The following is a 7628-nucleotide window of genomic DNA, read 5'->3' on the forward strand; positions in this document are numbered from 1 at the left end:
AGGCGTCATGACCGGTCGGAAGAAAGCCGTGGCGGTAGTGCTTCCGCGCAGCGGCCCACTTCAGGTCTGCGCCTATTGCCGCGTCTCGACGGGACGGCAGGCCGAGAGTGATCTCTCCATCCCCGACCAGCAGAGGCAGATCGCGGATTATGTCGCCGCGAAAGGCTGGCAGCTCGCGGCGACCTATACCGATGCAGGTCTGTCGGCGACGGACGACAACCGGCCCGAGTTCCAGGCCATGATCGACAGGGCGGTGGATGACGACAGGCCCTTCGACGTCGTCCTGGTTCATTCCTTCTCGCGCTTCTTCCGCGATTCCTTCAGCTTCGAATACTACCGCCGCAAGCTCGAGAAGAACGGCGTCGCCATCGTGTCGATGACGCAAGCCGTCACCGATGACCCGTCGGGTGCCCTGGTCCGGCAGGTCTTCACCCTCTTCGACGAGTACCAGTCGCGCGAGAACGGCAAGCATGTCGAGCGTGTGATGAAGGAGAACGCCCGTCTCGGTTTCTACAACGGCTCGCCGGTCGCGCTCGGATTCACGACGAAGGTCGTCGCCAGGCACGGCAATCGCGACAAGAAGGTCCTGGTCGTAGATCCCGTGGAGGCCGAGCTCGTCCGGCGGATCTTCGCCTTGTATCGCGATGGCGATGCCGGCAGCGGCCCGATGGGCGTCAAGACGATCGCGACCTGGCTGAACGGGCACGGCTATCGTACCAAGCGCGGGGGCCTGTTCGGGGTGGCCGCCGTCCACACGATTTTGACCAATCGCGCCTATATCGGCGAGACGACGTTCAACCGCCGCTGTTCCCGCACGCTCCGCCAGAAGCCGGCCGATCAGCATATCCATGGTGCAGTCGAGCCGATCGTCGATGGCACGCTGTTCGAATGGGTTCAGCAGGCTCTTCCCACGCGAAGCCCGAAGGTCGTCGCACCGCGTATCGTCACCGGGCCGATTCTGCTGACGGGCCTGACTTCATGCCGTTGCGGTGCCGCGATGACCCTGCGCACCGGCACTGGCGGTAAGGGCAAGGTCTATCAATACTACACCTGCTCGGCCTGTGCCCGGAAGGGCAAGACCGCCTGTCCCGGACGCTCGATCCGCATGGACCGCCTCGATAGTCTCGTCGTCGACGCCCTGATGAAAAATCTCCTCCAGCCCGATCGCCTGGCCACTGTCCTGTCGGCGGTGATCGACGCCCGCTCGCGCCGTGCCGAGGAGGTCGAGGCCCGGATCAGACGGCTGGAACAGACCCGATTCGAGGCCAGGGATAAGCTCCGGCGCCTCGTCGATCTCGTCGAGAGCAGCGACATCGTCGACGACGAGATCAGGAGCCGCATCGCCCTGCGCCGGGACGAGATCGCCAAGGTCGATGCCGAGCTCGAACGGCTCCAGGCGCCGCGAGCGGGTCAGGACGACTTTTCCCACGAGGTGCTCGCGCGATTCGGCCACCTCGTCGCCGAGAATATCGCGAACGGCCCGGTCCCATTCCGGAAAGGCTACCTGCGAGCGCTGCTCGATCGCGTGGAAGTCGACGACGGCGTCGTCCGTCTCATCGGTAACACCCACGTGCTGGCGCAGGCCGTCAAGGACGGCCCCACCAATGTGCAGGAAGTTCGCAGATCTGTACCGAAGTGGCGCGCCCGAAAGGATTCGAACCTCTGACCCTCAGATTCGTAGTCTGATGCTCTATCCAGCTGAGCTACGGGCGCGTCTCAGAGCGTCATGACGCGTTGCGTCCGGCCTGATGACGGGGGAGATAGCCGGTCCGTTTCGTCTTGGCAACCCTCAAAATCACGAAGTCATGGAATTGTTGTGATTGCCTCCTGAGCGGCCCCCGATGGACGCAGGTGCGGCAGGTTTCAGACAGCCAAGCCCGCCAGACAGCGATCTGCTGGCGGGCGGGTAAGGTCGAGGTTCGCGCCGCCGGCAGGAACTGCTCCTTGCCTGCGGATGGCGCCTGTCGGGATCAGCGCGTGGCGCGGCGTGTGGCGCGCGCGACCGACGGGCCGGATACCGCACCGACTGCGCCGCCCACCACAGCGCCGACCGGACCTGCAACCACGGCGCCGGTACCTGCCCCGACGGCCGCGCCGCCGATGCGTTGTTCGACGGTGTTGCCGCAGGCGCCGAGCAACAGCGTCGTGGCAAGGATCGAAGCGAGAAGAGGCAGGCGCATGGGTGGTCTCCGCATGGGTGAGAATCGAAACGCGATTCTTTCGCCCAGGTTCCCACCCAGGAAAAGCGGATTTCCTGCGGGCCGGGCCCTGAACGCACTTGCGATCCGCGGAAAAATCCGTATACAGCCGGCATCGCATCAGTCGCACCATTGCATGGGCGGTGAGGGCCGTTGAGGTTCGCGTCGCAGACTGAAAGTTTTTGACCGGCCCATCTCACACGGGCGGGCCGATGGAGTTGAGACGATGAAGATCCGTAATTCGCTGAAGTCGCTGCGTGCGCGCCATCGCGACAACCAGCTCGTGCGCCGCAAGGGCCGCGTCTATATCATCAACAAGGTCCAGAAGCGCTTCAAGGCGCGTCAGGGCTGAGACGTCGCGCGGCTTTCGCCGCGCGGATGCCTCGGTTGGGATTTTGAAGAGCGGGACGCCGATGGCGTACCCGCTCTTTGCGTTGCGCGCTCGCCCGGCTGTGATTTGACGGAGCGGCGATGGCGGCTAAGGTTGTCCGCATGATCCGTCCTCGCACCGCGCTCGCCGCCTTCGCGCTGCTGCTGGCTTCGGCCGGCCCGGTTGCCGTGAGCGGGGCGCTTGCTCAACCGACGCCGCCATCGCGGCCAGGTACTGTCGCGCCGGACGACAAGACGGATAACCCAGTCACACCCAATGTGCCACCGCGCAGCCCGGCGGCGACGCTGGAGCGGCTGTTCCAGCGCCTGCACGACGCCGCCACGCAGGAAGAGGCTGAGGGCGTTGCCCGGCTGATCCAGCGGCGCTGGGCCCGCTCCGGCTCCGATACGGCGGACCTGCTGATGACCCGCGCCCAGCAGGCGCTGAAGGACAAGCAGAACGAATTGGCGATCGAGTTGCTCGACCGTGTCATCAGCCTGAAGCCGGACTGGGCGGAAGCCTGGAACCAGCGCGCCAATGCGCTCTATCTCATGGGCGATTCGATCCGCTCCATGCTCGATATCGGCGAGACCCTGAAGCGAGAGCCGCGCCATTACGGCGCGATGATGGGGCTCGGCATGATCCTGCGCCAGCAGGGCGACGACAAGGCCGCGATGACGGCCTTTCGCAAGGCTCTTGAAGTCTATCCGCAGTTCGATGCGGTGAAGAAGGCGGTCGATTCGCTGAAGACCGAGGTCGACGGCAGGGACGCGTGAACGCGTCTCGAATTGACTGATTCACCCTCGGAAACACGCCGTCATCCCGGGCTTGCCCCGGGATCCATCATAAGGTGAGGCGCTCTACGATGGATTCCGGATCAGCGCCGCTTCGCGGCTTGTCCGGAATGACGGTGGTGGTTCACGGAAGGTCGCCGGAACCTCTCAGTCCGGCGCGTCACGTCACTCACGCCTTCTCGACATGTTCCTGGGCGATGAAGGCGATGCGGACCATGTTGGTCGCGCCCGGTGTTCCGAAGGGCACGCCGGCGACGACGATGATCCGGTCGCCGAGTCTGGCGTAATGCTCGCGCACCGCGAACTTGCAGGCGCGGAAGGCCATGTCGTCGGCGTCGCTGGCGTCCTTGGTGACGATGGCGTGCACGCCCCAGACCAGCGTCAGGCGCCGCGCCGTGGCGCGGTTCGGGGTCAGTGCGATCACCGTCGAGTTCGGGCGCTCGCGGGCGATGCGGAAGGCGGTCGAGCCCGAGGAGGTCCAGGCGCAGATCGCCTTGAGGTTCAGCGTCTCGGAAATCTCGTGGGCAGCCTTGGCGATGGCGTCGGCGCCGGTCGCCTCGGGCTCGTTGCGTTGCGATTCGAGGATCGAGCGATAGACCGCGTCGTTCTCGACCTCCTCGGCAATGCGGTTCATCATCGTCACGGCTTCGACCGGATACTGGCCGGCGGCGCTTTCGGCCGAGAGCATCACGGCGTCCGCGCCCTCGAAGACGGCGGTCGCGACGTCGGAGACCTCGGCGCGGGTCGGCACCGGGCTCGTGATCATGCTCTCCAGCATCTGGGTCGCGACCACGACGGGCTTGCCCTTGACGCGGGCCATGCGGGTCAGTCGCTTCTGGGTGCCCGGCACCTTCTCCAGGGGCATCTCGACGCCGAGATCGCCGCGCGCGACCATGATCGCGTCGGAGGCGTCGATGATCTCCTCCATGCGGGCCACAGCCTGCGGCTTCTCGATCTTGGCCAGCGCCAGCGCCCGGCCGCGCACGATCTTGCGCAGCTCAGCCATGTCCTCGGGACGCTGCACGAAGGAGAGCGCGATCCAGTCGACGCCGACCTCGGCCGCGACCTCTGCGTCGGCGCGGTCCTTCTCGGTCATGGCGGAGACGGCGATCGTGGTGTCGGGCAGGCTCACGCCCTTGCGCGAGGACAGGCGCCCGCCGACCAGCACCTTGGTCACCGCCTCCTTGGCCGAGGCCTTCTCGACGACGAGACGCAGCTTGCCGTCGTCAAGGATGAGATGGTGGCCGGGCTCGAGCGCGCTCAGGATCTCGGGATGGGGCAGGTGGACGCGCTTGGCATCGCCCGGCGCGGGGTCGGAATCGAGCGTAAATCGTGCGCCCTTGTCCAGCATCGCGCCGCCGTCGCCGCCGAACTGGCCGACGCGCAGCTTCGGGCCCTGAAGGTCGGCGAGGATACCGACCGGCCGGCGGAACTTGCCTTCCAGCCCGCGCAGCATCGCGACCTTCTCGGCGAGCGTCTCACGCTGGGTATGGCTCATGTTGATGCGGAAGACGTCGACCCCGGCCTCGAACAGTTTTGCGCACATCTCCTCCGTCGAGGAGGCGGGACCCAAAGTGGCGATGATCTTGATCCGGCGTTCGCGCTTCATCGTTCTCCCCTTGCGATCCGCAAGCCTGTTCGGCTTCGGTCGCGCCTTTTCATCCATCGCGGAGCGAGCTTGAACCCGTCGCCGGGAACTCGCTTCCTGTTCTTGTCCGCAAGGCCGGATGGCCCTGCGTCGCTGGTCCACCTTATGCCGAGACCGTCACCGGGCGTAAGCCGGTCAGGGCCGCGGAACGCCGCCGCCAGTGGGATCGGTGAGCTGGATCGTCCAGCTCTTCTGCTCGCCGGTATCGACCTCGAAGAAGCCGGCGCGGTCATAGCCGCGTGCCAGGCAATCCTCGATGCCCCGGATCGTGAATTCCTTGTTGCGCACGCACATGACCGATTTGCCGGTCCATTCGCCGCCCTTGTCGTAATCGACGGCGTGAACGTAGTAGAAGCGCGCGGCCAGCGTGCCGCGCAGCAGCGTCTCGCAGCCGCGAGGGCTGATGTTCCACCAGCCTTCGGTGATCCAGCCCTGTGCGTCGCGATAGCCGATCGCCACGCCGATACGGCTCGAGGTCGTGTTGCACATGCGCAGGTCCGCTTTTGCCGGCGCCACGCTTCCGAGGAAGGCGGCCGCGCAGAAGGCGAGGGGAAGGACCGTTCGAGGAGAGCCCGGCATTCTCACGGTTCGATCAGGATCACGCGGCAGTCGTTGACATTGGTCAGCGTCGGTCCCGGCTGCAGCAAATCGCCGAGCGCTTCGAAGAAGCCGGTCGAATCGTTGTCGGCGAGGGATCGGGCAGGATCAAGGCCGATCTCGGCGGCGCGGGTCAAAGTCTGGGGATCGACCAGGGCGCCGGCCGGGTCGGTCGCCTCGCCACCGCCGCCATCGGTGCCGTCGGTGTCGCCGGAGAGCGCGACGATGCCGGGTTCGCCGGCCAAGGCGATCGCCAGCGCCAGCGCGTATTCCTGATTGGGGCCGCCGCGGCCGGACCCGCGCAGGGTCACGGTGAGCTCGCCGCCGGAAAGGATGGCGGCGCGCTTGCCTTCGCGTTTGAGGCGTTTGGCGAGTTCGGCATGGGCGGCGGCGACATCGCGAGCCTCGCCTTCGAGATCGGCGCCCAGATCGAGCACGGCATAACCGGCGGCTTCCGCGGCAATGCGCGCCGCCGCCAGCGCATCGGCGGGGCGGGCGATGATGCGGAATTCGCTGTTGGCGAAGGCGGGGTGGCCGGGCTTCGGCGTCTCGTTGTCGGGATCGTCGAGCAGGGCGCGGGCAGCCGGCGGCAGGTCGAGCCCGTAGCGGGTGACAATGGCGCGGGCTTCGGCCGTGGTGCTGGGATCGGCGACGGTCGGGCCAGAGGCGATGGCGGTCGGCTCGTCGCCGGGCACGTCGGAGATCGCCAGTGTCAGCAGCCGGGCCGGTGCGGCGGCGAGCGCGAGCCGGCCGCCCTTGATCCGCGACAGTCGCTTGCGGACGATGTTCATCTCGCCGATCGGTGCGCCGGAACGCAGCAGCGCCTTGTTGACCGCCTGTTTCTCGGCAAGGGCGAGCGTGCCGGCTGGGGCAACCCAGTTGGCCGAGCCGCCGCCCGAGAGCAGGACGAGCACAAGGTCGTCCGCGGTCGCGGAGGCCGCTAGCGCGAGCGCCCGTTCGGCGCTGTCGATGCTGCCCTGATCGGGAACGGGATGGCCGGCCGCGACCATCGGGATATGCCGGGTCGGCGCGGTATAGCCGTGCCGGGCGACGGCATGGCCGAGGAGCCGATCGGGCGGGAAGCCCTGGTCGAGATAATGCGCTTCGGCGAGCGCGGTCATGCTGCCGGCGGCCTTGCCGGCTGCGAGCAGGATCAGGCGTCCATTGGCGGGGGCTGAGGGCAGATGCTGCGGCAGGCAGCCAGCGGGATGGGCGCGAGCGACGGCGGCGTCGAAGATCGCGCGGGCGGTGGCGCGCATCGTGGCGATTGCGGTAGTGGATTGCGGCACGCCGCGCGGCTCCCTTTCTCCCGGCCGCTTCGCGGCGCTCTCCTTGTTATCGTTGTAGGGTGGCTTGGATGCGGCGTCATCAGCCGTCTGGCGATCTAGTCATACTTTTTGGAGGAGTTGCGTGAGCTGAGCGAGCCGCGTGCCCGGCCGTGCGGCGTCAGGACTGTTGATGGGCGACCGGGCTTCGGCCAGTTCGGTCTTGACGGGCGCCCCCCATCCGGGCGAACGCTGCCGGCCAATTTCGTACCCGAGAAGGTTATCAGATGGACGATCCGGTTCAGGGCGACCAGCTCAAGAGCATTGTCGAGCGCATCGAGCGGCTCGAGGAAGAGAAGAAGACGATCGCCGACGACATCAAGGAGGTCTATGCCGAGGCCAAGGGCAACGGCTACGACGTCAAGGTGCTGCGCAAGGTCGTGGCGCTGCGCAAGCGCGATCTCGACGAGCGCAAGGAAGAGGAAGCGATCCTCGACCTCTACCTGCAGGCCGTTGGCGAGACTGCGTAAGCGGTTTTCCGCGCAGGCATGAAAAAGCCCCGCATCGGTCTCCCGATGCGGGGCTTTTTGTTGGGAAGAGCCTCAGGCGACGAGGGCGAGCTCGGCGTTGGCGTTGCGGATCGCCTCATCGCGTGCCTCCGGGCCGTAGCCCAGCTTCTCGGCGCGGATGAAGGTGACGTCGGTGATCCCCGCGAAGCCGAGCATGGTGCGCAGATGCGGCTCTTGCGAGTCCATC

9 protein-coding genes and 1 tRNA gene are annotated in these 7628 nt (G+C 66.7%); 4 read left to right on the plus strand and 6 right to left on the minus strand.

Annotated elements, in window-relative coordinates; all coding sequences use genetic code 11:
• Positions 1-28: 28 nt before the first annotated feature.
• Entirely contained in the window at positions 29-1666 is a 1638-nt protein-coding gene (locus Q0Q02_RS17330; RefSeq protein WP_293811163.1) for a recombinase family protein, read from the plus strand.
• Here Q0Q02_RS17330 and Q0Q02_RS17335 read toward each other — a convergent pair.
• Together Q0Q02_RS17335 and Q0Q02_RS17340 are read right to left on the minus strand one after the other, a co-directional pair.
• A tRNA-Arg gene (locus Q0Q02_RS17335) sits at positions 1637-1713 on the minus strand. The two genes, Q0Q02_RS17330 and Q0Q02_RS17335, sit on opposite strands and share 30 nt — an antisense overlap.
• A 257-nt stretch (positions 1714-1970) precedes the next feature.
• The gene (locus Q0Q02_RS17340; RefSeq protein ID WP_293811164.1) at positions 1971-2180 is read right to left on the minus strand and encodes a hypothetical protein; all 210 of its coding nucleotides are present in this window, start codon (positions 2178-2180) and stop codon (positions 1971-1973) included.
• Between the two features lie 244 nt (positions 2181-2424).
• Here Q0Q02_RS17340 and ykgO point away from each other — a divergent pair, with 244 nt between their 5' ends.
• A complete protein-coding gene (ykgO, locus tag Q0Q02_RS17345; protein ID WP_038363015.1) occupies positions 2425-2550 on the plus strand; it encodes a type B 50S ribosomal protein L36 in 126 nt (41 codons plus the stop codon).
• A 140-nt stretch (positions 2551-2690) separates the two neighbouring features.
• Complete coding sequence (locus Q0Q02_RS17350; protein WP_293811165.1) at positions 2691-3344, plus strand: tetratricopeptide repeat protein; 654 nt, start codon at positions 2691-2693, stop codon at positions 3342-3344.
• 187 nt (positions 3345-3531) lie between these two features.
• Here the strand turns inward: Q0Q02_RS17350 and pyk are convergent, their stop codons facing one another.
• The 3 genes from pyk to Q0Q02_RS17365 form a co-directional block, all read right to left on the minus strand.
• Positions 3532-4971: a pyruvate kinase gene (gene pyk, locus Q0Q02_RS17355; RefSeq protein WP_293811167.1), complete on the minus strand. Its 1440-nt coding sequence runs from the start codon at positions 4969-4971 to the stop codon at positions 3532-3534.
• 174 nt (positions 4972-5145) lie between these two features.
• Complete coding sequence (locus Q0Q02_RS17360; protein ID WP_367275040.1) at positions 5146-5589, minus strand: DUF1036 domain-containing protein; 444 nt, start codon at positions 5587-5589, stop codon at positions 5146-5148.
• Between the two features lie 2 nt (positions 5590-5591).
• Positions 5592-6866: a DUF4147 domain-containing protein gene (locus Q0Q02_RS17365; protein ID WP_293811171.1), complete on the minus strand. Its 1275-nt coding sequence runs from the start codon at positions 6864-6866 to the stop codon at positions 5592-5594.
• 293 nt (positions 6867-7159) lie between these two features.
• Between Q0Q02_RS17365 and Q0Q02_RS17370 the strand changes: the two genes are divergently transcribed.
• Positions 7160-7402 carry a DUF2312 domain-containing protein gene (locus Q0Q02_RS17370; protein ID WP_047574439.1) on the plus strand — a complete coding sequence of 81 codons (243 nt, stop codon included), beginning with the start codon at positions 7160-7162 and terminating at the stop codon, positions 7400-7402.
• Positions 7403-7474: 72 nt separating this feature from the next.
• On the opposite strand, the gene Q0Q02_RS17375 is transcribed toward Q0Q02_RS17370, so the two are convergent.
• Positions 7475-7627 carry an NAD(P)H-dependent oxidoreductase gene (locus Q0Q02_RS17375; protein ID WP_293811173.1) on the minus strand — a complete coding sequence of 51 codons (153 nt, stop codon included), beginning with the start codon at positions 7625-7627 and terminating at the stop codon, positions 7475-7477.
• Position 7628 lies beyond the last annotated feature (1 nt).

It is taken from the genome of uncultured Allobosea sp., assembly GCF_945956895.1.
Taxonomy (GTDB): domain Bacteria; phylum Pseudomonadota; class Alphaproteobacteria; order Rhizobiales; family Beijerinckiaceae; genus Allobosea.